We start from the raw sequence: 24,220 nt of genomic DNA, 5'->3' as shown, positions 1-24,220 counted from the left end.
CGTCCCGACTCGCCCCGATGCCGTCACGACCGGTCGAACAGGGATTCGGCGATCATCGCCTCCCGCTCCTCCTGCCCCGCCGGCCGCAGCCGCCCGCCGCGGGTCAGCATGACCACGCCGTGCAGCACGCTCCAGCCGACCTCGGCGAGGACGTCCACGTCCCGCCCGCCGGCCAGCGGCGCGAGGGTCGCCCGCAGCTCGGCGAACGCGGCCTGCGGCGCGGCCGGCACCGGGACGGCGCCGAGGGTCAGGTCCGGCGTGTGGGCGAGCATCGCGTCGTACACCTCGGGATTGGCGTACGCGAAGTCGAGGTAGGCGGTCACCACGCCCGGCCAGGCACCACGCGCCCGGTCGGCGCCCGGCGTGCGGGCGGCGGCGATCGTCGCGGCGAGTTCGGCGAAGCCGCGCACCGCGACCGCCGCCGCGATCGCCTCCCGGTCGGCGAAGTGCCGGTAGACCTCGGCGACGGTCAGGTCGGCGCGCTCGGCCAGCCGGCGCGGGCTGACCGCCGCCCACCCCTCGGCCTCGGCGAGGCGGCGGGCGACCGCGACGATGAGGTCGCGCTCGGCCCCCGCGTCGGCAGGTTCGGACACCTGCCCGATCGTAGTGTCGGTGACCACCCATGGCCGGGTCGTGACGGGCTGTCGACTGTTCGGCCCGCGTGCGTGGCGGTCAGCGGCGCAGGGTGAGGATCAGGTCGGCGACCAGCGCGGTCCACCCGGTCTGGTGCCAGGCGCCCAGCCCCGCCCCGTTGTCGCCGTGGAAATACTCGGGGAAGGCGATCAGGTCCCGCCAGTCCGGGTGGGTCTGGAAGATCTGGCAGGCGCCGTAGATCGGCCGCCGGCCCCAGCCGTCCCGGGTGAACAGCGCGATCAGCCGGGCGGAGAGGTCGTCGGCGATCTCGTTCAACGTCCGCTTCACCCCGGAGCGGGTCGGGTACTCGACCTGGAGATCGTCGCCGTAGAACGCCGCGTAGTCGCGCAGCGCGCTGATCAGCAGGAAGTTGGTGGGCATCCAGATCGGGCCACGCCAGTTCGAGTTGCCGCCGAACAGACCACTGGTGGACTCGGCCGGTTCATAGCCGACGGCGAACTCCTGCCCGCCGAGGGTGACCGCGAACGGCTTGTCCAGATGCGCCCGCGACAGCGTGCGCAGCCCGTACTCGGAGAGGAACTCGTCGGCGTCGAGCATCCGGGCCAGCAGCCGGACCATCTGCTCCGGGCCGACCATCGACAGCAACCGCTGCTGCCGGCCGTCCGGGCCGAGCCGTCGGGTGCCGACCACCTCGGCGTACTCCGGCCGGTTGGTGAGGAACCAGCGCAGCCGGGCGCCCAGCTCGGGCAGGTGGTGCAGGGTCCGGGCGGTGACCCGGGTGACGGCGGCCAACGGCAGCAGGCCGACCACCGAGCGCACCTTCAGCGGCACCTTCGTGCCGTCGGCCAGCCGCAGCACGTCGTAGAAGAACGCGTCCTCGTCGTCCCACAACCCCTGCGAGTACGCGGCGGCGGCGATGTACGTGAAGTGTTCGAAGAACTTCGTGGCGGTGTCGACCCAGGTGTGGTCGTGCTCGGCCAGCACTATGGCGATGTCGAGCATGTTGAGCGCGTACATGGCCATCCAGCCGGTGCCGTCGGACTGCTCCAGCACACCGGCCACCGGCAGCGCCGCGGACCGGTCGAACGGCCCGACGTTGTCCAGCCCGAGAAAGCCACCCTCGAACACGTTGTTGCCGCCGGTGTCCTTGCGGTTGACCCACCAGGTGAAGTTGAGCAGCAGCTTGTGCATCACCCGGGCCAGGAACTCGTGGTCCCGGCCGCCGTCGATCTCGAACACCTTCAGCGCCGCCCAGGCGTGCACCGGCGGGTTCACGTCGCCGAACGCCCACTCGTACGCGGGGATCTGCCCGTTGGGGTGCAGATACCACTCGCGGAGCAGGAGCAGCAGCTGCGCCTTGGCGAACGCCGGGTCGACCCGGGCGATGCTCACGCAGTGGAAGGCGAGGTCCCAGGCCGCGTACCACGGGTACTCCCACGGGTCCGGCATGGAGATGACGTCGAAGCTGGTCATGTGCCACCAGTGGCTGTTGCGACCGTGCCGGCGCCCGGCCGGCGGCGGCGACGAGCCCGGATCTCCCTCCAGCCACCGCTTGACGTCGAAGTGGTAGAACTGCTTGCCCCACATCAGCCCGGCGATGGCCTGCCGCGCCACCAGCGCCTCGTCCGCCGTCGCCGTGGCCGGGACGACCCCGGCGAAGAACCGGTTCGCCTCGGCCCGTCGGGCCCAGACCACCGCGTCGAAACCGTCGCCCAGATCGGCGGCCGGCACCGGGCCGTCGGCGGGCGGTGTCGCGGTACGGGTCAGCCGCAGCCGGATCTGCCGCTGCCCGCCGGCCGGCACGTCCAGCACGTAGTGCAGGGCGCCCTTGGTGCCCTCCCGGTCCGGGTTGACCGTGGCCGCCCCGTTGACGACGTGGTCGTTGATGCCGTCCTTCGGGTAGGGCGACCGGCCGGGCAGCCCCCAGAGCCGCTCGGCGTTGGTGTCGTTGTCACAGAGCAGCGGCGTCGGCGTCCCGTCCCCCTCCAGCAGCACCTGGCCGAGCACCCAGTGCTCCCCGACCAGCCGCGAGCCCTCACCCACCAGCCGGGGCAGCCGGTCGGCGCCGGGCAGCCCCCAGGCCCAGGTGTTGCGGAACCACAGGGTGGGCAGCACGTGCAGGGTGGCCGCCCGGTCACCCCGGTTGGCCACGGTGACCACGATGCACAGGTCCGTCGGCGACGCCTTCGCGTAGTCGACGCTCACCGCCCAGTACCGGTCGTCGTCGAAGATCCCGGTGTCCACCAGCTCGTACTCGGTGTCGTCCCGGCCGCGCAGCGCGTTCACCGCGACCAGCTCGTCGTACGGGAAGGCGGCCTGGGGGTAGTGGTAGCGCCAGCGCATCCACGAGTGCGTCGGGGTGGAGTCCTCGTACCACCAGTACTCCTTGACGTCCTCCCCATGGTTGCCTCCGTCGCCGCCGAGGCCGAACATCCGTTCCTTGAGGATCGGGTCGGTGCCGTTCCAGAGCGCGAGCGCGAAGCAGAACGTCTGCCGGTCGTCGCAGACGCCGGCCATGCCGTCCTCGTTCCATCGGTACGCTCGGGACCGCGCGTGGTCGTGCGGGAAGTAGTCCCAGGCCGTACCGTGCTCGCTGTAGTCCTCCCGTACCGTTCCCCACGCCCGTTCGGACAGATAGGGACCCCATGCGCGCCAGTCCTGCTCCCCGGAGTCGGCCTGGGCCAGCCGGATCCGCTCGGCGTCGGGCGCCGGCGCGTCGGAGGACGAACGATCAGTGATCATCTGCACATCTTCGACGCCCGTCGGGTACTTGACCACAGCAGCCATTCTCGTCGTGGCGTGCGGCACGCCGCCGGTGGTGGAGGAAAGTTGATCAATATTCGCTTCGGCCCCCAGGTCTGCACGCGGCTCAGCGGCGGCGCGACCCGGGAGTGGCTGGTCACCGACGGCCTCGGCGGCTACGCCATGGGCACGGTCAGCGGCCTGCGGACCCGGCGCTACCACGGCCTGCTGGTGGTCGCCGGTGACACGCCCGCGTCCCGATGGGTGGGACTGGTCAGCCTCGACCCGGCCGTGCGGCTCCCCTCCGGCGCGCAGGTGCGCCTCGGCGCGCACGAGTGGTCCTCCGGTGACGTCGACCCGCGCGGATTCGAGCTGCTGGAGCAGTTCGCGCTCGTCGACGGGGTGCCCCGGTGGCGGTGGCGGATCGGTGACGTGGTGATCGAGCGGGAAGTGGCCATGCTCCACGGCCGGTCCTGCGTGGCGGTGGTGCACCGACTGGTCTCCGGCGGCCCGGTGCGGCTCGACCTCTCGGCGGCCTGCACCTGGCGGGACGCGCACGGCGAGCGCCGGGCCGACGGCCCGACCCCCCGGGTGGAGCCGGTCGACGGCGGCGCCGTCGTGGAGGGCGCGTTCCGGCTCGCCGGCCCGGACTGGACCCCGACCGGCCAGTGGTGGCTCGGCGTGCACCACCGCGAGGAGGCGGCCCGCGGGCTGCACCCGAACGAGGACCTCTGGTACGCGGGCCGGTTCTCCGGCGCGCTGGAGCGGCCCGGCGACACCCTCTCGGTGCTGGCCTGGAAGCACGACCCGGCACCGGAGCCGCCGCCGGCAACCGAGATCGTGGCCCTGGCCCGGCGGCGCAACCGGGAGGTCGTGGCCGCGGCGAAGCCCGCCGACGACGTAGAGGCGACCCTCGCCCTGGCCGCCGACGCGTTCGTGGTCCGCACCGACGACGCGCCCGCCGAGGTGGTCGCCGGCTACCCGTGGTTCGGCGCCTGGTCGCGGGACACGATGACCTCGTACGAGGGGCTCTTCCTCTGCACCAACCGCGCCGAGCTGGGGCGGGCGCTGCTGCGCTCGTACGCGGCGACGCTGTCGCAGGGGATGCTCGCGAACACCGCCGACACCGGCCGGGTGGAGTACAACACCGTCGACGGCACCCTGTGGTTCCTGCACGCGGTGAGCCGGCACGTCACCGTCACCGGGGACACCGACCTCGGCGACGAGCTGCTGCCGGCGCTGCGCGCGGTGGTCGACGCGCACGTGGCCGGCACCCGGTACGGCATCGGGGTCGACCCGGCCGACGGGCTGCTCACCCAGGGCGCGCCGGAGACCGCGCTGACCTGGATGGACGCCCGGGTGTACGGGGTGCCGGTCACCCCGCGCACCGGCAAGCCGGTGGAGGTCAACGCGCTCTGGGTCAACGGGCTGGCCGCCGTGGCCGAGCTGACCGAGCTGACCGGACAGGACGCCGCCGGGCTGTGGCGGCGGCACGAACAGGCCAGCGCCTCGTTCCGGCAGCGCTTTCCCGCCCCGGTCGGCTGGCTGCACGACGTGGTGGACGCGCCGGCGCCCGCGTACCCGCTGGGCGGGTCCGCCCACCACGACGACGACTCGCTGCGGCCGAACCAGCTGCTCGCCTGGTCCCTGCCGTACGCACCGCTGGAGCCGGACGAGCCGACCCTGCGCCGGATCTCCGCGGCGCTGCTCACCCCGCTCGGCCCGCGCAGCCTCGCCCCGGACGCCCCGGAGTTCGTCGGCCGCCACCGGGGCGGTCCGGCCGAGCGGGACGGCGGGTACCACCAGGGCACCGTCTGGCCGTGGCTGTTCGGGCCGTACGTGGACGCCTGCCGGCGCGCCAAGGTCCCGGTCGACGAGGCGTTCGTCGGCCTCGAGGCCCATCTGGCCGAGTACGGGTTGGGTTCGGTCAGCGAGACGGCCGACGGCCTGCCGCCGCACGGTGCGACCGGCTGCCCGTTCCAGGCGTGGTCGGTCGCCGAGGTGCTGCGGGCGCACCGGGCCCGCCGGTAGCGCTTTACACGACCGCAACGGCGGTGTCTCCGCTGGTTATCCAGGTCGCGGCAGGATAGGCCCCGTTCCAGCCGCGACGACGGACACCAGCGAGGGTGTCGGTCGACGCGCGCCCGGAGACAACTCCAAGGGGGCCGCATGTCACCTGACGCCGACGTGATCGACATCCTCCCCGCCCGGCATCAGCGGGTGCTCATCCTCTCGTGGGAGTACCCGCCGGTGCTCGTCGGCGGCCTCGGGCGCCACGTCCACGCCCTGTCGGTCGCCCTGGCAACCGCCGGCCACGAGGTCACCGTGGTCACCCGCCACGCCGACGGCGCACCCCTCGAGGAGTACGCCGACGGCGTCCGCATCATCCGCGCCGCCGAAGACCCCGTCACCTTCCCCCTGGCCACCAACAGCCTCCTGGCCTGGACCATGGCCTTCAACCACACCCTCACCCGCGCCGCCCTCCGCGCCACCGAAACCGCCGACTACGACGTCATCCACGCCCACGACTGGCTCGTCGCCCACACCGCGGTCACCCTGCGCGAGCACCTCGACCTGCCCCTGGTCACCACCATCCACGCCACCGAAGCCGGCCGACACCAGGGCTGGCTGCCCGAGGAGATGAACCGCACCATCCACGGCGTCGAACACTGGCTCAGCAACTCCTCGGCCCGGGTCATCACCTGCTCCGGGTACATGCGCGAGCAGGTCACCACGCTCTTCGACCTGCCGGCCGGGCTGGTCGACGTGGTGCCGAACGGGGTCGACGACCGGGCGTGGCGAGCCCGCCCGCGCGCGGTCGCCGCCGCCCGCGCCCGGTTCGCCGGGGACGGCCCGCTGGTCGGGTACGCCGGCCGGCTCGTCTACGAGAAGGGCGTCCAGCACCTCGTGCACGCCGTGCCGTACCTGCGGCAGCGGCACCCGCGGCTGCGCGTGGTGATCGCCGGGGACGGCCCGTACCGGGGCGAGTTGGAGGAGGAGGCCCGCCGGCTCGCCCTCGAATCGACCGTACGGTTCACCGGATTCCTGGACACCACCCACCTGCCCGCGATGCTCGGCGCCACCGACGCGACCGTGGTGCCCAGCCTCTACGAGCCGTTCGGCATGGTCGCGCTGGAGGCGGCGGCCGCCGGCGCGCCGCTGGCGGTGGCTCGCACCGGCGGCCTGGCCGAGATCGTCGAGCCCGGCGTGACCGGCGTGACCTTCCCGCACAGCGACCCCGGAGCCCTCGGCGAGGCGGTCGACCACCTCCTGGGCGACGAGGTCTTCGCCCGGCGGGTCGCCCGCCGCGCGCGGACCATGGTCGGCCAGCGGTACGGCTGGGCCACCATCGCGGCCCGCACCGCCGCGTGCTACGCCGCCGCCCGCCGCGAGCACGGGCCGCTGCAGGCCCGCCGCGCCGCCGACCGGATGGCCGGTGGCCGTTCGGCCATCACCATTCCGGAGGGAAACCTGCTCGCCACTGGCGGTGCGGCCTGCTGAGCGAGGCGTACGACCGATAGGTCGCTCCCGATCCGCTGGCCTAAGGTGTATGTCGGACAGAGGCCGAGGAGGGTGCGGCAGGTGCTGATCGCCAGCCGTTACCGGCTGCTCGACCTGGTGGGCCGCGGGGGCATGGGCCGGGTGTGGCGAGCCCGCGACGAGATGCTGCACCGCGAGGTCGCCGTCAAGCAGATCGTGCCGCCCACCTGGCTGGCCGACGACGAGCGGGCCGAGCTGCGCTCGCGCACCCTGCGGGAGGCGCGCACCGCCGCCCGGCTCAACCACCCCAACGTGGTCCGGCTCTACGACGTGGTCCAGGTCGACGACGAGCCGTGGATCGTCATGGAGTACGTCCCGTCCCACACGTTGCAGGACGTGCTGGACCGCGAGGGGCCGCTCGCGCCGCGCCGGGCGGCCCGGGTCGGGCTGGCCCTGCTCGCCGCGCTGCGCGCCGCGCACGCCGCGGGGGTGCTGCACCGCGACGTCAAGCCGCAGAACGTGCTCGTGGCGCACGACGGGCGGGTGATGCTCACCGACTTCGGGCTGGCCGTCTTCGACGGCGGCGACGGGGCGATGACCCGGCCCGGCATGGTGCTCGGCTCCCCGCAGTACGTCGCCCCGGAACGCGCCGCGGAGGGCGTGTCCAGTGTCGAGGCCGACCTCTGGTCGCTCGGCGCCACCCTGCACGCCGCGGTCGAGGGCCGCTCCCCGTACGCCCGCAGCACCGCGATGGCCACGCTCACCGCGCTGGCCACCGCTCCACCAGATCCGGCCCCGCACGCCGGGCCGCTGGCGCCGGTGCTGGTCGGGCTGCTGCGCCGCGACCCGGGCGACCGGATCGACCACGAGGAGGCCGGACGCCGGTTGACCGCCGCCGCGGCCCACGACCCGGGCGACGGCCCGGCGCCGGTCCGTCCCGACCACGACGCGCCGACCACGGACGCGGCCGGTTCCGTGTCCGGCAGCGGCGCCGTCGACGGCGACCCGACCGATCCTCTCGACACCTCCGGCCCCCGGGCGGCGACCGGGTCGACCGGAGACCCGGCGGCCACCCCCGACGCGCTCGGCCCAGCGGCGGCCGGCGTCACGGCGCGGGTGGGGAACCCCGCGTCGGGCCGGCGTCGTCCCGGCGAGCCGGCGGGCCCTCCCGAGACGCCCGGACGGCCGGCGGCGCCCGGACCGGCCGAGAACGCGGCGCCGGGTCCGGTCGACGAGCCGGCACCCCCGCCGGCCGGCGGTCTCCGACCGGTGTCCCGCCGGCCGCGCGACCGCCGGGTGCTGCGTCGCGCGGCGCTGGTCGCCACCGCGTTGCTGGTCGCCGCCGCGGCCGGGGTGGGCACCGCGCTGGCGGTGACCGACGACGGCCGGAAGGGACCGGACACGGCGGGACGGAGCACGGACCGACCTCCCGACGACCGGACCTGGGGGCATCCGCCCAACGGACCCGGCGGACCCGGTGGCCCCGGACCGGACGGGCCGCCGCCACCCGGCGGTCACGGCGTCCCCCCACCGCCGTTCCCGTGCGTCCGCCCGGACGCCGTGGGCCAGCCGGTGCCGTCCGGCACCCCGGCGCCCGGGGAGCGGTTCCGCCCGCCCGGCGGCTGGGCCTGGCACACCGACGCCGGCGGATTCCGGCTGGCCCTGCCGGCGGGGTGGCGCTACTCCCGGGAGGGCGGCGTCGCCTGTTTCCAGGACCCGGCGACCGGCCGGGCGCTCAGCGTCGCCGGGCCCGACTCCGGCGACCCGCTCGGCCGGCTGCGGGGGGTGTACGACCGGGCGGCCGACGCGGCCGCGCTGCCGGGCTACCACGAGGTCCGGCTCGGGCCGGCCGACGGCGACACCGTGTGGGAACTCCAGTGGGACGCCCCGTACGGCGCCCGGATCCGCGCCGAACTCCGCGTGCCGGGCTCACCGTCCGGCGCCGGCCGGTGGACGCTCGGATGGATCACCACCGATCCGGACTGGACGGCCGCCGCGGCGGACTGGTCGACGGTGCGCGCCAGCTTCCGCCCACACTGACCGTCCACGGCGGATGAGAAAACCGAGCGTGGTGGCTATCGTGTAACCGGGGGTGACCGAGGGGGAACGCGTTTGTGCGGCAGCTGCTGATCGCAGGCCGGTACCGGCTGCTCGACCTGGTCGGCACCGGCGGCATGGGCCGGGTGTGGCTGGCCCGCGACGAGATGCTCCACCGCGACGTCGCGGTCAAGGAGGTCGTGCTTCCCGGCTGGCTCGCCGAGGCCGAGCGCGACGACCTGCGGCTGCGCACCCTGCGCGAGGCGCGGACGGCCGCTCGGCTCAACCACCCGAACGTGGTCCGCATCTACGACGTCGTGCACGACCGGGACAGCCCATGGATCGTGATGGAGTACGTCGAGTCCCGCTCGGTGCAGCAGATCCTGGCCACCGAGGGCCCGCTGAGTCCATGCCGGACCGCCCGGATCGGGCTGGCCGTGCTCGCCGCACTGCGCGCCGCGCACACCGCCGGTGTGCTGCACCGCGACGTCAAACCGCACAACGTGCTGATCTCCCCCGACGGGCGGGTGGTGCTGACCGACTTCGGGCTGGCCACCTTCGCCGGCGGGGACGGCGCGATGACCGGGCCGGGAATGGTGCTCGGGTCACCGCAGTTCGTCGCGCCGGAGCGCGCCCGCGACGGCGTCTCCGACGTGCGTACCGACCTCTGGTCGCTCGGCGCCACCCTCTACGCGGCGGTGGAGGGGCAGGCCCCGTACGCCCGGTCCAACGCGATGGCGACGCTGACCGCGCTGGCCACCGAACTACCGGACCCGATGCGCCGGGCCGGCGCGCTCCGCCCGGTGCTCACCGGCCTGCTGCAGCGCGACCCGTGGCGGCGGCTCACCGCCGCCGAGGCCGAGCCGCTGCTGAGCGCCGCGACCGGCCCCCCAACATCCGACCCGCCGCGCCACGCCGGGGCTCCGCACCCCGCACCCGCGGCGCAGCCCGCACGGGCTCCGGAGCCCGGCACGGCACACGGCGCGGGCACACCACCCGAGCCGGCGCGCACCGCGGACGCCGCGCGGTCGGTGGACACCCCGGGGACCGCCGTGGCCGGCGGAGCGGACGATCCGGCGACCGGCCCGGTCCGGCCCCGGCACTCGGCCGGCCCGCGACGCCACGGGCGGCGCCAACGGCTCGCGATCGCCGGCATGGCGCTCGCGGTGACGCTGCTCGCCGCCGCGGGCACGGTCGCGGCGGTAGCCGCCCGGAGCCGGGCGGAGTCGCCGCAGGCGGGCTCGGGTGGCGCGGACACCTCCACCCGGCCGGCGGCCTTCGCCTGCGCGACTCCGCCGCCACCCGCGGCGAGCCCGGTGGCGTCGGTGCCGCCCCCGCCCGGCGCCCGGTTCCGCCTGGTGTCCGGCTGGACCTGGTACACCCATCCCACCGGCTTCCGCATCGCCGCGCCGGTCGCCTGGCTGCACTGGACGGAGGACGCGGTCACCTGCTTCCGCGAGCCCGGCGGCGCCCGGGTGCTGAGCGTCGAGGCGACCGGCCGCCGCAACGACCCGCTGGCCTGGTGGCGGGCGGAGGAACGGCGGCTCACCAACGACGGGGCCCTGCCCGGCTACCACAAGGTGGACATCTCCCCGATGGACATCTTCGACGGCGGCGCCGTGTGGGAGTGCGGGTGGGTCAACGCCGCCGGCGAACGTGTGCACACCGCACGGCTGCTGGCGAACACCTCCGCCGACCGCGCGTACACCGTCTCATGGTTGACAAAGGAGTTCGACTGGCAGGTCAACGCGACATACTTCGCAATGATCCGGCAGAGCTTCACACCCGAATCCTGAGACGCTCCCCAGTGGACCGTCCGGCTGATTGCCCCACCGGCCCCGGCTCTGACTAAAGTGATCTCGCTCTGGCGCTCAAGATCCTGGGGAAGGTGAGCCGAACATGATGGGACCCTCGCACGCGCTGTCCGGCGCGGCGGTGTGGTTGGCCGGATCCTGGGCGCTGGACCAGTTCGCGGACTACCACCAGTCACCGCTCGCGCTCGCGGTCGGCACCGCCGTCTGCGCGGGCGGCGCGCTCTTTCCGGACCTCGACCTCTCCGGCAAGGTGACCCGCAACCAGGGTGGCGCCACGGTCGCCCGCACGTTCGGCGTGTTCAGCCTGTTCATCGCCGAGGTGATGGAGAAGATCTCGCTCGGCGTCTACTACACCACCAAGCTCAGCAAGGATCCGCGTCGCAACAACGGCCACCGGACGCTGACCCACACCATCCCCTTCACCGTGCTCGTCGGCTGGGGCACGACCGCACTGTGCACGGCGTACGGCAAGTGGGCCGTCATCGGCATCCTGTTCTTCATGATCGGTCTGGCCCTGCGCGGCCTCTTCGACGAGTGGGCCGAGCGGGCCGGCTGGGTGGTCGTCACGCTGCTCTCGGCCGGGGCCGCCTGGTTCACGTTCGCGAATCTCCCTGGCGGCCGGGGCTATCCGATGATCGGGCTCGCCGTGGGCGTGGGCTGCTTCGTGCACATCCTCGGCGACATGATCACCCGAGCCGGGGTGCCGATCCTCTGGCCGATCCCGATCAAGCGCCGCATGTGGTTGATGATCGGGTTGCCGAACAGCATCGCGCTGCGCACCGGCAGCAAGACCGAGGTGGTCGTGCTGCGGGCCGCGCTGACGATCGTAGCGCTGCTCGCCGCGGCCGGCCTGGTGGCCCGCCCGGTGCTGCAGAAGTTCGACATCGAGATTTGACACCCGGTCCCGGTTCCGACCCCGCGGCGGTCACGTCCGACCCGGACGTGACCGCCGGGGCGGCCTTCCCCGGCCCGGACAGGCTCACCGACGGCGACGCCGGTGTTCGCGCCTTCTGGCGCGGGTTGGGGTTGCCCGGCCTGGCCGACGTCCACGTGCACTTCCTGCCCCCGCGGCTGCTGCGCCGGGTCTGGGCGTACTTCGACGCGGCCGGGCCGCTGGTCGGCACCGAGTGGCCGATCCGGTACCGGTGGGGCGACGCCGAGCGGGTCGCGTACCTGGGGCGGCTCGGGGTGCGGGCGTTCAGTGCGCTGGCGTATCCGCACCGGCCGGGGATGGCCGCCGCACTGAACCGGTGGACGCTCGACCTCGCTCACCGCACGCCGGGCTGCCTGCCCTCGGCCACGTTCTTTCCCGAGCCGGAGGCCGCCGGGTACGTCGCCGAGGCGCTGGCGGCCGGCGCACGGGTGTTCAAGGTCCACGTCCAGGTCGGCGGGTTCCCGCCCACGGATCCGACCCTGGACGCCGTCTGGGGGCTGCTCGCCGACGCCGGGGTGCCGGCGGTGGTGCACGCCGGGCACGCGCCGGTGGGCACCGCGCACACCGGGCCGGAGCCGTTCGCCGCCCTGCTCGCCCGGCATCCGGCGCTGCGTGCGGTGGTGGCCCACCTCGGCGCTCCGGACTACCGGGCGTTCCTCGACCTCGCCGAGGCGTACGACGGGGTGCGGCTGGACACCACGATGGCGTTCACTCCATTCTTCGACCGGTTCGTCCCGTTTCCGGCCGACCAGCGGCCCCGACTGCGGGATCTCGGGCTGGCCGGCAAGGTGCTGCTCGGCAGCGACTTCCCGAACATCCCCTACCCGTACGCGGACCAGCTGACCGGGCTGGCGCGGCTCGACCTGGGCGACGACTGGCTGCGCGCGGTCTGCTGGCACAACGCCGCCGGCCTGTTCAACCTGGGCTGACCGCGCGACTTCTTCCTGACATCGGCTATTGACGGCCTCGTAACACGTGGCCTACGGTTCGTCGAAACGGTTAGTCGAAACGCTTCGACGGCCGCCCTGGGAGCGTGACCACAGGAGGTGCGCGATGGCCACGATGCATGACGTCGCCCGCCTCGCCCGGGTCTCGGTCAGCACCGTGTCGTACGTGCTCACCGGCACCCGGCCCATCTCGCAGGCGACCCGGGACAAGGTGCTCGCCGCGATGTCCGAGCTCGACTACCAGCCGAACGCGATGGCCCGCGGGCTGGCCAGCCGGCGCAGCCGGATCGTCGGCCTGGTCATGCCGATGGACGAGCGCGGCCTGGGCGCCACCGAGACCGCGTTCGTCACCGGGGCGGCCGCCGCGGCCGGCGCCGCCGGCTACCACCTGGTGCTCTCCCCCGTCGGCGTCGGCGACCTCGACGACCTCCGCCGGCTGGCGAGCCAGCGGATGCTCGACGGGGCCGTGCTGATGGAAGTGCAGGTGGAGGACGGCCGGGTGGCCGCCCTCCAGGAGGCCGGCGTACCCCTCGTGCTGATCGGCCGCACCGGCGACACCACCGGCCTCTCGTACGTGGACATCGACTTCGAACAGACCGTCCGGGAGGCCGTCGACCACCTCGTCGGCCTCGGCCACCGCCGGATCGTGTACGTGAACCACTCGGCCGCCACCATCGCGGCCGGCTACGGCCCGGCCGTGCGGACCCGCGACGCCTTCGTCGCGGCGATGTCCGGCCACAGCCTGGCCCCCCTGATGATCCCCGCCGAGGACAGCGCGGCCGGTGGGCGGGCCGCCCTGACCACCGCCCTCGGCCAGGCGCCGGACCTGACCGCCGTGCTGGCGATGAACGAGAACGCGATCTTCGGGATCCTCGGCGAACTCGCGACCCGGGGTCTGCGGGTGCCCGACGACGTCTCGGTGGTCTCGATGGTCACCTCGCCGCAGGTGGCCGAGCTGGCCACCCCCGCCCTGACCGCGATGACCTCGCCCGGCTCGGCGCTGGGCCGGATGGCGGTCGAGGCGCTGCTGCGCCACCTGGAGGGGGTCGGCGGCGACAACGACCACCAGCAACTGCTGCCGTGCGCGCTGGAGATCCGGGGCTCGACCGGCCCGGCCAGTCGCCCGACCACCCGGACCGCCACCGCTGCGCGCGGCGGCGACGACACCGCCGCCGTTACCGGCGGCGACCACGACGACCCGACCGGCTCCGGCCCGCCGGGCAGATGAGACGCAACGGCCCGCCGCCGCGCTGCCACGCGACGACGGGCCAGGTAAGTACCGGCTCGATACTCACCAGGAGGATAGCAATGAGGCGATTCCGCAAGCTGGTAGCCGCGGTCGCGCTCGCCGTGACCGCGACCGCGACGGTCGCCGCGTGCGGCGGCGACGAAGGCGGCGACGGCAGCGACGCCAAGACCCTCAAACTCTGGCACTACGAGAGCGCGAACAGCGCGATGGGCGTCGCCTGGGACCGGGCGATCCAGATCTTCAAGGACGAGCACCCGGGCGTCGAGGTGCAGTTCGAGCGCAAGGCGTTCGAGCAGATCCAGCAGAACGCCGGCATGATCATCAACTCGTCCGAGGGCCCGGACGTGATGGAGTACAACAAGGGCAACGCGACCGCCGGCCTGCTCTCCTCCCAGGGGCTGCTGACCGACCTGAGCGACGAGGCCGGCAAGCGCGGCTGGGACAAGGCGCTCAGCCCCAGCCTCCAGACCACCGCCCGCTACAGCGACAAGGGCGTGATGGGCTCGGGCAACTGGTACGGGGTGCCGAACTACGGCGAATACGTGATGGTCTACTTCAACAAGGACCTCTTCGACAAGTACGGCGTGACCGTGCCGACGACGCTGGCCGAGATGACCACCGCGATGGACACCTTCGTCAGCAAGGGCGTCACCCCGCTGGCGGAGGCGGGCGCCGAGTACCCGGCCGGCCAGCTCTACTACCAGCTCGCGCTGGCCAAGGCCGACCGGAAGTTCGTCGACGACTACCAGCTCTACAAGAACCCGGTCGACTTCACGGCCGACCCGCTGAAGTACGGCGCGGAGACCTTCGCCGACTGGGTGCGCAAGGGTTACGTCGCCAAGGACTCGGCGAGCCTGAAGGCCGAGGACATGGGCACCGCCTTCATCTCGGGCAAGGCGCCGATGATCGTCTCCGGCAGCTGGTGGTACGGCCGGTTCAAGAGCGAGATCAAGTTCAACTGGGACACCTTCCTGTTCCCCGGAAACAAGCTCCAGGCCGGCTCCTCGGGCAACCTCTGGGTCGTCCCCGCCACCAGCAAGGCCAAGGGCCTCGCGTACGACTTCATCGACATCACGCTGCGCCCGGAGATCCAGGCGCTGATCGGCAACAACGGCGGCGTGCCCGTCGCGGCCGACCCGTCGAAGATCAGCGACCCGAAGGACCGGAAGCTGATCGAGAACTTCAACACCATCAGCCAGCAGGACGGCCTGGCCTTCTACCCGGACTGGCCGGTGCCCGGCTACTACGACGTGCTGGTCTCCGGGTTCCAGGGGCTGATCAACGGGTCCAAGTCGCCCGACCAGGTGCTCGACGCGATCGCCAAGCCGTACGCGGACGGCGTCAAGGAGATCACCGGCAAGTGACACGGCGAGGGGTGGGCGTGTCCGGCCACGGCCGGCGCGCCCGCCCCGCCGGGAAGGATCTCCCATGGCACTCACCGAGACCGTGGCCGCCCCGGAACGGGCCGCCACGCCACCCGAGCCCACGGCCGCCCGCCGCAAGCGGCGCACCGGCGGCGCCGGATACTGGCTCTACCTGCTGCCCGGCGCGGTGCTCTTCCTCCTCGTCATCGGCGCGCCGCTGGTCGGCACCGTCTACTTCTCGCTGACCAAGTGGTCCGGCATCGGCGACCCGACGTTCGTCGGCCTGGACAACTACCGCAACCTCCTGCAGGACGAGGTGTTCTGGACCTCGTTCCGCAACACCCTCGCGATGATCGTCGCGATGGTGGTGGTGCCGACCCTGGTCGGGCTGGTGCTCGCCGCCGTGCTCTTCGACGTCATCGGGCGCCGGTTCCGGCCGCGGACCGCCGCCGCGCTGCGCGCCGCCTTCTACCTGCCGCAGGTGCTGCCGGTCGTGGTGGCGGGCATCGTCTGGGGCTGGATCCTGCGCCCCGACGGCGCGTTCAACAGCCTGCTCGACGCGATCGGTCTCGGCGCGCTGCGCCACGACTGGCTCGGCGACCCGGACACCGCCCTGCCCAGCGTGATGGCGGTGATGATCTGGGTGCAGATCGGCTACCCGGTGGTCGTCTTCATGGCGGCGCTGCAACGCGTCGACCCCGAGTTGTACGAGGCCGCCGAGGTCGACGGCGCCAACTGGTTCCACCGGTTCCGGGCCATCACCCTGGCGCAGATCCGGCCGGAGACCTTCGTGGTCGCCCTGACCTGCACCATCGCCGCATTGAAGGTGTTCGGCCCGGTGTTCGCGCTGACCCGCGGCGGGCCGGAGAACGCCACCAACGTGCCGTCGTACTTCGCCTACTACACGTTCTTCAAGAAGCTGCAGGTCGGCTACGGCTCCGCGATCTCCACCGTACTCACCCTGATCATCGTCCTGGTGGCCGTGGCGTTCATCTGGGTGCAGTACCGCAGCGAGCGCCAGGACCGGGGGAACTGACATGGCCGTCACGCTCACGCCGGTGGAGGGCGCGGTGACTCCGCGCCGACCGCGGCCCGTCCGCGACCGGCACCACCGGGGCGTCAGCCGCTGGGTCGTCCTCACCCTGGTCACCCTCGGCGCGCTGGTCATGCTCGTGCCGTTCGCGTTCATGCTGCTCAACGCGTTCAAGTCGCCCGGCGACTACTCGTCCGGCGGCCCGCTGAGCTGGCCGTCCGAGTTCTACACCAAGGGCCTGCGGACGTACTGGACTGAGGTCGACTTCCCGCTGAAGCTCTGGAACTCGGCGCTCATCGCCGGCTCGGTCGCGGTGCTCGGCGTCGTCGTGTCGCTGCTCAACGCGTACGCCCTGGGCATCGGGCGGGTCCGCGGCCGGCTCTGGATCGTCGGGCTGTTCCTGCTGGCCAACATGCTGCCGCAGGAGTCGCTGATCTACCCGCTCTACTACATGGCGAAGCAGATCGGCCTCTACAACACCCGCCTCTCGGTGATCATCATCTTCACCGTCATCCAGAGCGCGTTCGGCACCTACCTGCTCGCCTCGGTGCTCAGCACCTTCCCCCGCTCGCTGCTGGAGGCGGCGGCGCTGGACGGCGCCGGCAGGTGGACGATCCTCTGGCGGGTGGTCTTCCCCAACCTGCGGCCGACCCTCGCGGTGCTGCTCATCTTCTTCTTCATCTGGACCTGGAACGAGTTCCTCATCCCGCTGGTCATGCTGATCGACAACTCCACGCAGACCATCCCGGTCGCGCTCGCGTCGCTGCAGGGCGACCGGCTGATGGACGCGCCGACGACCAACGCGGGCGCGCTGATCAGCCTGGTCCCGGCCATCCTCTTCTTCCTCATCTTTCAGCGCACCCTGGCGCGCGGCATCACGGCAGGAGCCGAGAAGTGAAGTTCACCGACGGGTACTGGCAACTGCGACCCGGGGTCAGCGTGCTGCGCCCCGGCGTGGTCGAGTCGGTGGAGCCGGACGAGCGCGGATTCACCGTCTTCGCCCCCACCGGCCGGATCACCGGCCGCGGAGACACCCTCAACCGGCCGGTCGTCACCGCCCGGTTCTTCTCCCCCGCCGACGGCGTCATCGGCGTCACCATCGCCCACCACCTCGGCGGGACGCCGAAGCAGCCCGCGTTCGCGCTGGCCGCCGGCGACGACCACCCGGTCGACGTCGACCTCACCGGGCTCAGCGCGACGCTGACCAGCGGCGAGCTGACCGCCCGGGTGGCGCTGGTCGACGGCTGGCGGGTCGACTTCCGGCACGGGGACCGGCTGCTCACCTCGTCCACCGAGCGCAGCGTCGGCGTCGTCACCGACGCCGAGGGCCGCCAGCACGTGCACGAGCGGCTGGGCCTCGACGTCGGCGAGACGGTCTACGGGCTGGGTGAGCGGTTCGGCGCGTACGTCAAGAACGGCCAGACCGTCGACATCTGGAACGCCGACGGCGGCACCGCCAGCGAGCAGGCGTACAAGAACGTGCCGTTCTACCTCAGCAGCGCCGGCTACGGCGTCTTCGTCGACCATCCCGAACACGTGTCGTTCGAGGTCGGCTCCGAGGTGGTGTCGCAGACCCAGTTCAGCGTCGAGGGGCAGACCCTCACCTACTACGTCATCGACGGGCCCACCCCCAAGGACGTGCTGCGCCGCTACACCGCGCTGACCGGCCGGCCGGCCCGCGTGCCGGCCTGGTCGTACGGGCTGTGGCTGTCGACGTCGTTCACCACCTCGTACGACGAGAAGACCGTCACCGAGTTCATCGACGGGATGGCCGAGCGTGACCTGCCGCTGTCGGTGTTCCACTTCGACTGCTTCTGGATGCGGCAGTTCCACTGGGTCGACTTCGTCTGGGACCCGGCGACCTTCCCCGACCCGGAGGGCATGCTGCGCCGGCTGCACGAACGCGGCCTGAAGGTGTGCGTCTGGATCAACCCGTACATCGCCCAGCGCTCGCAGCTGTTCGAGGAGGGGCGTCGCGCCGGCTACCTGGTCCGCCGCGCGGACGGATCGGTCTGGCAGTGGGACAAGTGGCAGGCCGGCATGGCGCTGGTCGACTTCACCAACCCGGACGCGGTCGCCTGGTTCACCGGGAAGCTCAAGGCGCTGCTGGACACGGGCGTGGACTGCTTCAAGACCGACTTCGGCGAGCGCATCCCGACCGACGTGGTCTGGCACGACGGCTCGGACCCGCAGCGGATGCACAACTACTACACCCACCTCTACAACCAGGCGGTCTTCGAGCTGCTGGAGGCCGAGCGCGGAGAGGGCGAGGCCGTCCTGTTCGCCCGCTCGGCCACCGCCGGCGGCCAGCAGTTCCCGGTGCACTGGGGCGGCGACTGCGAGTCGACCTTCGTGGCGATGGCCGAGTCGCTGCGCGGCGGGTTGTCGCTGGCCGCGTCCGGCTTCGGCTACTGGAGCCACGACATCGGCGGCTTCGAGGGCACCCCGGACCCGGCGGTGTTCAAGCGGTGGATCGCGTTCGGTCTGCTCTCGTCGCACTCCCGGCTGCACGGCTCCGGCTCCTACCGGGTGCCGTGGGCGTTCGACGACGAGGCGGTCGACGTCCTGCGGCACTTCACCCGGCTCAAGATGAGCCTCATGCCGTATCTGGCGACGGTCGCCGAGGAGGCGCACCGCGACGGCGTGCCGGTGATGCGCCCGATGCTGCTGGAGTTCCCGGACGACCCGGCGGCGGCGTACCTGGACCGGCAGTACATGCTCGGCCCCGACGTGCTGGTGGCCCCGGTGATGAGCGCCGACGGCCAGGTCACCTTCTACGTGCCGGCGGGCACCTGGACGCACCTGGTGACCGGCGCGCAGCTCAACGGGCCCGCGTGGGTCACCGAGAAGCACGAGTTCGACAGCCTGCCGGTACTGGCCCGTCCCGGCGCGGTGATACCGTTCGGCGCCCGCACCGACCGGCCCGACTACGAGTGGGCCGACGGTGTGACGCTGCGGCTCTTCGCTCCGGCGGAGGGGCAGCGGACCCGGGTGCGGGTGCCGTCGCCCGGTGACGGGTCCGGCGCCGAGTTCGAGGTGCGGTACCGCGGGGGCACGGCCGGCGTCGAGCTGGTCGGCGGCGCCTCGACGGGCTACGACTGTGAGGTACAGGGGGTGCGACGATGACGGGACACGTCTTTCCGGAGGGCTTCGTCTGGGGCTCGGCCACGGCCGCGTACCAGATCGAGGGCGCGGCCACCGAGGGCGGCCGGGGACCGTCCATCTGGGACACCTACAGCCACACCCCGGGGCGGACGCTGAACGGCGACACCGGTGACGTGGCCGCCGACCACTACCACCGCTGGACCGAGGACCTCGGGCACATCGCCGACCTCGGCCTCGGCGCGTACCGGTTCTCGATCTCCTGGCCCCGGGTGCAGCCGGGCGGCTCCGGCGCCTTCAACCAGGCCGGGCTCGACTTCTACTCCCGGCTCGTGGACGGGCTGCTGGAGCGCGGCGTACGCCCGGTGGCCACCATGTACCACTGGGACCTTCCCCAGGAGCTGGAGGACGCCGGCGGTTGGCCGGCCCGGGACACCGCGCTGCGGTTCCAGGAGTACGCGGCCGGCATCGTCGAGGCGCTGGGCGACCGGGTGCACACCTGGACCACGCTCAACGAGCCGTGGTGCTCGGCGTACCTGGGATACGCCTCCGGGGTGCACGCCCCGGGCCGTACCGAACCGGCGGCGGCGCTGGCCGCCGTGCACCACCTCAACCTCGCCCACGGCCTGGCCGGGCGCGTGGTGCGGGAGCTGGCGCCGGCGGCCGAGTTGTCGGTGACGCTGAACCTGCACGTCATCCGGGCCGCGTCCGACTCGGCGGCGGACCGGGACGCGGTCCGGCGCATCGACGCGCTCGCCAACCGGGCGTTCCTCGGCCCGATGCTGGACGGGGCGTACCCGGCCGACCTGCTGGCCGACACCGCCACCGTCACCGACTGGTCGTTCGTGCACGACGGCGACGAGAAGCAGATCGCGGTGCCGCTGGACGTGCTCGGGGTCAACTACTACTCCAGCACCCTCGTCCGGGCCTGGGACGGGGTGTCCGCCCGGTCGAACGCGGACGGGCACGGCAAGTCCACCGCCTCGCCCTGGGTGGCCGCCGACACCGTCGACTTCCTGCCGCAGCCCGGCCCGTACACCGCGATGGGTTGGAACATCGACCCGGGGGCGTTCACCGAACTGCTGCTGCGGCTGCGCGAGGAGTACCCTGGCCAGCCGCTGATGATCACCGAGAACGGCGCCGCCTTCGACGACGTCGTGTCGCCCGACGGCACGATCCAGGACGACCGGCGCATCGACTACCTGCACCGGCACCTCGCCGCGGTGGCCGAGGCGCGGGCGCAGGGCGCGGACGTCCGCGGCTACTTCGTCTGGTCGCTGCTGGACAACTTCGAGTGGGGCTACGGCTACGACCGCCGCTTCGGGATCATCCGCGTCGACTACGACACCCAGGTCCGCACCTGGAAGCAGAGCGCGCACTGGTACCGGCGGCTCGCTGCCACCGGCCGCCTGGAGCAGCCGGAGGACTGATCACCCGCGCCCGACGCGACCGGTTGCCGGCCGGACCTACCTTGTGAACTCTCGGGGCTCGAGACGCCAGGTAGGCAGACATGCAGATCATCGAGCACAGCATCATCGGCACCCGGTCCGCGGTCGTGCGCCTCCGGCGCCCTGGCAGCGAGTTGCAGTTCCTCCTCTTCCCCATGCTGCACGTCGCGAGCCCGCGGTTCTACACGGCGGTGGCCGAACGGCTCCGGCGGTGTGACGTGCTCGTCGTCGAGGGCGTCAGCGGGCGCTCGGTGCTCGCGTGGGCCATCACGCTCACCTACCGGGTCATGCCCGCCAACAGGCGATCCGGGCTGGTGGTGGACAACATCGCGTACCGGTCGCTCGGCGTGGACCTGATCAACCCGGACGTGACGGCGGCGGAGTTAGCCCGGGGCTGGCGGGCGATGCCGCTGCGGCACCGGGCGCTGATGTGGTGCGTCATCCCGTTCGTGGCCGTGGCGCAGTTCTTCGGTGGCACGAGGCGCCTGCTCTCGCCGGAGGTCGAGGTGAACGACCTACCCAGCGCGACCGACGAGCTGTACGCGGACAGCGAGCTCAGCGAGCATTTCGAGCGCACGTTCGGCGGCGATCGGGACGAGCGGTTGCTCGCCGCACTGTCCGAGCTGATCCGCACGCGCGCGTCGGAGCAGATCGACGTGGCGATCGTCTACGGCGCCGGTCACGCGCCGGCGATCGTGCGTGGGCTCATGGACCGGCACGGTTACCGCCCCAGAACAGCCGAGTGGATCACCGTGCTGGAGGCATGAGTGCCGCCAGTCGGCACCTCGGCGGGCATCCCGGCGGGCATCATCGACCCCTACCGCCGCCCGGCGGACAAGCGGAGCCCCTCGAACCCGGGCCACCACAGCGCCCGCCCCTGACCGACCGCGCTGGCTTGTGCTACGAACTACGCTAAAGCCAGTTATAACGGCAGAAACGGGCGAGAAGATGACCAGTGGGGCGGCCGGGCTCCTACGACGACCCGAGGAACCCCGAGCGACGTACCTGGAACTCTTCTTCGACCTGGTGTTCGTCTTCGTGCTCGCCCGGCTCTCGCAGGAGCTGCTCGAGCATCTGGACTGGAGCGGCGCCTTCCAGACGCTGGTGTTGCTGCTCGCGCTGTGGGCGATCTGGACCAACACGGCGAGGTTGACGGACAGGTTCAACCCGCGGCAGCCGCTGATCCAGCTGCTGGTGATCGCGACCATGCTGAGCACGCTGCTGATGGCCGCCGCGGCACCGGAGGCATTCGGTGCGGACGGCTTGGTCTTCGCTGTCCTGTACGTGGCCACCCAGATCGGTCGCAACGCCGGCGCCGTGCTCCTGCTGCGGGGCCACAAGTGGCGGCGCCCCTTCGCGCGGCAACTCTTCTGGTTCGGCGTGTCGGCAGTGCCGTGGATCGCGGGTGCCTTCGCGCACGACACGGCCCGGGCGGTCCTGTGGGCGCTGGCGGTGGCCGTGGAGTACGGGTCATTCTCTATCGGCTTGCCCACGCCACGCCTGGGTCGCGTGTCCCCACCTCGATCCGAGTTCGCGGCCTACAGCATGCACGAAGCCGAACGTTTCCGGCAGTTCTTCATCATCGCGCTCGGCGAACTCATCCTGGTCACCGGGCTGACGTTCAGCCGCGGCGGCTTCGAGCCCGACCGGATCGTCGCGGTCGTGGTCGCGTTCGCCACCACGGCGCTGCTGTGGCGCGTCTACATGCACCGCGCCGGGAACCTGCTGGAGGAGACCATCGCGGCCACCGCCGACCCACTCCGTGCGACCATCGCCGCGCTGTACGCCCACCTGCTCATGGTCGCCGGCATCGTCGCCATCGCGGTCGGCGACGAACTCGTCATCGAGCACCCGCTCGGACACACACCGCCGGCCTGGATCACCGTCATCCTCGGCGGACCCGCACTGTTCCTCGCCGGACGGGCCATCCTCGAGTACGAGACGTTCGGTCGGGTCTCCCGCTCCCGGCCGATCGGGGTCCTCGTACTCGCCGCCACATCGCCGGCGGCGTTCCTCCTCCCGCCGATGCTGGTCGCCTTGGCACCTGCCCTCGTCCTCACCGGAATCGCCGTTTCCGACGCGGCCCGCACCCGGGGACGCCCACCCGAGCCGCCCTCACCGCCCGGCTAGCCGCTATCGCAGTCCCTCGCGACGGCGGGGTGCGGCGCTCGACCGGAGGCCTCGCGAGGTCTCAGGCCGACGCCGCGGTTGCGGCCGGCGGGACGGCGAGGCCGGCGCCGAAGACGTTCCCGCCGTCGTAGGTCGCCTTGATCCGGCGCAACGCCGACCAGTTCCGGGCGGTGAAGGCCGACGCGGTCCGGGACGGGTCGTACAGGAAGTTGAGGAAGCTGCTGCCGCGCCCGCAGCGGGACAGCGCCTCCGTGGTCCGCGGCGACGGGATCGTGTCGAGGATGATCGAGAGCGGCGCGTCGCGGTGGGCGGCGGCCCCGTCGTCGCGGGCGATGCGACCGCCCCAGTGGCGGATCTCGACGGTGGCGTCCGGCTCGGCCAACAACGCGGCCACGAGGTCGTCGTCGAGCGTGCGCACCTGGTCGAACGTCCGGGCGTACGTGCCACCCATCGCGGCCTGCGCGTAGTCCACGACGCCCATGGTGTCCGCGACGGCCGGCCCCGCGACCGTCCACAGCGGCGCCAGCAGAGCCCGTCCCCGGTCGGGGTCACCGGCGTACATGGCCTTGATCACCAGCGAGCCGTCGCGGGTGAGGAGCAACGCGGTGCTGAGCGCGTCCGGCACCCGTTCGATCCACTGCCGGTAGAAGGCGATCGTCTCGGCCGCCCGCTCCCGCCCGAAGGTGACCGCGCCGGCGTACACCCGCGTGACCGGGTAGAGGCGGAACTCCAGGGCGGTGACCACACCGAACGATCCGCCGCCGCCGCGCAGCGCCCAGAACAGGTCGGGGTTCCGGTCGGCGCTGGCCGTCGTCAGCTCGCCGTCGGCGGTGACGACCTGCGCGCGCAGCACGCTCTCGGCGGCGAGGCCGTGGCTGCGGGCCAGCCAGCCCAGGCCGCCGCCCAGCGTGTAGCCGACCACACCCACGTCCGGTGAGGAGCCGGACAGGGCCGCGAGCCCGAACGGTGCGGCCGCCGCCAGCACGTCGCCCCACCGGGCGCCGGGGCCCACGCGGGCGACGCGGCGGTCCGGGTCGACCAGGACCGACGCCATCGCGCCGGTGCGGAGCAGCAGCGCGCCGTCGTGCGCGACGTGGGTGCCGTGACCGGTGGCCTGGACGGCGAAGGGCAGCGCGTGCCGACGGGCGGCCAGCACCGCCCGGCGTACGTCGGCGGTGCCGGCGGCCCGGACCACGACGGCGGGCCGAGGGTCGAGCGCGGGGTTGAGGGGCTTGCGGTGATCGTCGTAGCCCTCGTCTCCGGGCAGGAGGACCGGGCCGTCGGTACGCAGCGTCTGTCGGATCGTCATGTCCGTTCAGACCCGGGGGCCGCCCGCAACTCATCGG

At 72.7% G+C, this 24,220-nt stretch carries 17 protein-coding genes; 14 read left to right on the top strand and 3 right to left on the bottom strand.

Annotation, left to right across the window (positions count from 1 at the left end; translation table 11 throughout):
- Positions 1–23 precede the first annotated feature (23 nt).
- Positions 24–593, bottom strand: a complete 570-nt coding sequence (locus O7603_RS31380) for a TetR/AcrR family transcriptional regulator (RefSeq protein ID WP_281573323.1) — start codon at positions 591–593, stop codon at positions 24–26.
- Between the two features lie 79 nt (positions 594–672).
- A complete protein-coding gene (locus O7603_RS31375; protein ID WP_281573322.1) occupies positions 673–3,336 on the bottom strand; it encodes a glucosidase in 2,664 nt (887 codons plus the stop codon).
- An 87-nt stretch (positions 3,337–3,423) separates the two neighbouring features.
- On the opposite strand from O7603_RS31375, the gene O7603_RS31370 reads away from it, so the two are divergent.
- The 14 genes from O7603_RS31370 (at position 3,424) to O7603_RS31305 (ending at position 22,874) form a co-directional block, all read left to right on the top strand.
- The gene (locus tag O7603_RS31370) at positions 3,424–5,367 is read left to right on the top strand and encodes an amylo-alpha-1,6-glucosidase (RefSeq protein WP_281573321.1); all 1,944 of its coding nucleotides are present in this window, start codon (positions 3,424–3,426) and stop codon (positions 5,365–5,367) included.
- A gap of 138 nt (positions 5,368–5,505) precedes the next feature.
- Positions 5,506–6,837: a glycosyltransferase family 4 protein gene (locus O7603_RS31365; RefSeq protein ID WP_281573320.1), complete on the top strand. Its 1,332-nt coding sequence runs from the start codon at positions 5,506–5,508 to the stop codon at positions 6,835–6,837.
- A gap of 81 nt (positions 6,838–6,918) precedes the next feature.
- A complete protein-coding gene (locus O7603_RS31360) occupies positions 6,919–8,856 on the top strand; it encodes a protein kinase (protein ID WP_348651043.1) in 1,938 nt (645 codons plus the stop codon).
- Between the two features lie 74 nt (positions 8,857–8,930).
- Positions 8,931–10,649: a serine/threonine-protein kinase gene (locus O7603_RS31355; RefSeq protein WP_281573318.1), complete on the top strand. Its 1,719-nt coding sequence runs from the start codon at positions 8,931–8,933 to the stop codon at positions 10,647–10,649.
- 103 nt (positions 10,650–10,752) lie between these two features.
- Positions 10,753–11,562: a metal-dependent hydrolase gene (locus O7603_RS31350; RefSeq protein ID WP_281573317.1), complete on the top strand. Its 810-nt coding sequence runs from the start codon at positions 10,753–10,755 to the stop codon at positions 11,560–11,562.
- Between the two features lie 47 nt (positions 11,563–11,609).
- Positions 11,610–12,530, top strand: a complete 921-nt coding sequence (locus O7603_RS31345) for an amidohydrolase family protein (protein ID WP_281573316.1) — start codon at positions 11,610–11,612, stop codon at positions 12,528–12,530.
- A gap of 124 nt (positions 12,531–12,654) precedes the next feature.
- A complete protein-coding gene (locus O7603_RS31340; protein WP_281573315.1) occupies positions 12,655–13,776 on the top strand; it encodes a LacI family DNA-binding transcriptional regulator in 1,122 nt (373 codons plus the stop codon).
- An 80-nt stretch (positions 13,777–13,856) separates the two neighbouring features.
- The gene (locus tag O7603_RS31335) at positions 13,857–15,161 is read left to right on the top strand and encodes an extracellular solute-binding protein (protein WP_281573314.1); all 1,305 of its coding nucleotides are present in this window, start codon (positions 13,857–13,859) and stop codon (positions 15,159–15,161) included.
- A gap of 64 nt (positions 15,162–15,225) precedes the next feature.
- Entirely contained in the window at positions 15,226–16,197 is a 972-nt protein-coding gene (locus O7603_RS31330; protein WP_281573313.1) for a sugar ABC transporter permease, read from the top strand.
- Position 16,198: 1 nt separating this feature from the next.
- On the top strand, positions 16,199–17,092 hold the full coding sequence (locus O7603_RS31325) for a carbohydrate ABC transporter permease (RefSeq protein WP_281573312.1): 894 nt from the start codon (positions 16,199–16,201) through the stop codon (positions 17,090–17,092).
- Positions 17,089–19,320: an alpha-xylosidase gene (gene yicI / locus O7603_RS31320; RefSeq protein ID WP_281573311.1), complete on the top strand. Its 2,232-nt coding sequence runs from the start codon at positions 17,089–17,091 to the stop codon at positions 19,318–19,320. The genes O7603_RS31325 and yicI overlap by 4 nt, the downstream gene beginning before the upstream one ends.
- On the top strand, positions 19,317–20,726 hold the full coding sequence (locus O7603_RS31315) for a GH1 family beta-glucosidase (RefSeq protein ID WP_281573310.1): 1,410 nt from the start codon (positions 19,317–19,319) through the stop codon (positions 20,724–20,726). Before yicI ends, O7603_RS31315 begins: the two co-directional genes overlap by 4 nt.
- Before the next feature lie 80 nt (positions 20,727–20,806).
- Entirely contained in the window at positions 20,807–21,511 is a 705-nt protein-coding gene (locus O7603_RS31310; RefSeq protein ID WP_281573309.1) for a hypothetical protein, read from the top strand.
- Positions 21,512–21,692: 181 nt separating this feature from the next.
- Entirely contained in the window at positions 21,693–22,874 is a 1,182-nt protein-coding gene (locus O7603_RS31305) for a low temperature requirement protein A (protein WP_281573308.1), read from the top strand.
- A gap of 61 nt (positions 22,875–22,935) precedes the next feature.
- Here the strand turns inward: O7603_RS31305 and O7603_RS31300 are convergent, their stop codons facing one another.
- On the bottom strand, positions 22,936–24,183 hold the full coding sequence (locus O7603_RS31300; protein ID WP_281573307.1) for an FAD-binding oxidoreductase: 1,248 nt from the start codon (positions 24,181–24,183) through the stop codon (positions 22,936–22,938).
- Positions 24,184–24,220 lie beyond the last annotated feature (37 nt).

Source organism: Micromonospora sp. WMMD812, from assembly GCF_027497215.1.
Lineage (GTDB): Bacteria > Actinomycetota > Actinomycetes > Mycobacteriales > Micromonosporaceae > Micromonospora.
Note: the sequence above shows the minus strand (reverse complement) of the source record. Positions and strands in the feature narration are given on the sequence as shown.

Excerpts from the sequence above, each read along its gene's own strand:
- O7603_RS31305 (WP_281573308.1), top strand. The coding sequence starts at position 21,693 with ATGACCAGTGGGGCGGCCGGGCTCCTACGACGACCCGAGGAACCCCGA.
- O7603_RS31350 (WP_281573317.1), top strand. The coding sequence starts at position 10,753 with ATGATGGGACCCTCGCACGCGCTGTCCGGCGCGGCGGTGTGGTTGGCC.
- O7603_RS31300 (WP_281573307.1), bottom strand. The coding sequence starts at position 24,183 with ATGACGATCCGACAGACGCTGCGTACCGACGGCCCGGTCCTCCTGCCC.
- O7603_RS31325 (WP_281573312.1), top strand. The coding sequence starts at position 16,199 with ATGGCCGTCACGCTCACGCCGGTGGAGGGCGCGGTGACTCCGCGCCGA.
- O7603_RS31375 (WP_281573322.1), bottom strand. The coding sequence starts at position 3,336 with ATGATCACTGATCGTTCGTCCTCCGACGCGCCGGCGCCCGACGCCGAG.
- O7603_RS31310 (WP_281573309.1), top strand. The coding sequence starts at position 20,807 with ATGCAGATCATCGAGCACAGCATCATCGGCACCCGGTCCGCGGTCGTG.
- O7603_RS31365 (WP_281573320.1), top strand. The coding sequence starts at position 5,506 with ATGTCACCTGACGCCGACGTGATCGACATCCTCCCCGCCCGGCATCAG.
- O7603_RS31315 (WP_281573310.1), top strand. The coding sequence starts at position 19,317 with ATGACGGGACACGTCTTTCCGGAGGGCTTCGTCTGGGGCTCGGCCACG.
- O7603_RS31330 (WP_281573313.1), top strand. The coding sequence starts at position 15,226 with ATGGCACTCACCGAGACCGTGGCCGCCCCGGAACGGGCCGCCACGCCA.
- O7603_RS31335 (WP_281573314.1), top strand. The coding sequence starts at position 13,857 with ATGAGGCGATTCCGCAAGCTGGTAGCCGCGGTCGCGCTCGCCGTGACC.
- O7603_RS31340 (WP_281573315.1), top strand. The coding sequence starts at position 12,655 with ATGGCCACGATGCATGACGTCGCCCGCCTCGCCCGGGTCTCGGTCAGC.